Source organism: Candidatus Binatota bacterium (assembly GCA_012960245.1).
Taxonomy (GTDB): Bacteria; Desulfobacterota; Binatia; order UBA1149; family UBA1149; genus UBA1149.
This window is the reverse complement of the sequence record DUBO01000029.1, coordinates 513-770: the sequence shown is the minus strand read 5'-3', so window position 1 is coordinate 770 and position 258 is coordinate 513. Positions and strand designations below refer to the sequence as shown.

Below are 258 nucleotides of genomic sequence, written 5' to 3'. Positions count from 1 at the left end.
CCGAAGCCGCGGATCAGTTCACGCCTACGGGTGTGTCCTGGTGGTAGGAGAGCATTCCACTCGCCTGAGAAGCGTGACCGTAAGGACGCGTGGAGGTTGTGGAAGAGCTTATGCAGACATGAGTAGCGATAAAAGAGGTGAGAAACCTCTTCGCCGTAAGTCTAAGGTTTCCTGGGTAAAGCTAATCTGCCCAGGGTTAGTCGGTGCCTAAGCCGAGGCCGAAAGGCGTAGGTGATGGACATCAGGTTAATATTCCTG

The 258-nt window shown here is 53.9% G+C and carries 1 rRNA gene (cut by both window edges); it reads left to right on the top strand.

Annotation, left to right across the window (positions count from 1 at the left end):
- Positions 1-258, top strand: a 23S ribosomal RNA gene (locus EYQ35_05145) (its annotated part extends past both window edges: 1,243 nt to the left, 512 nt to the right); the annotation flags it as partial.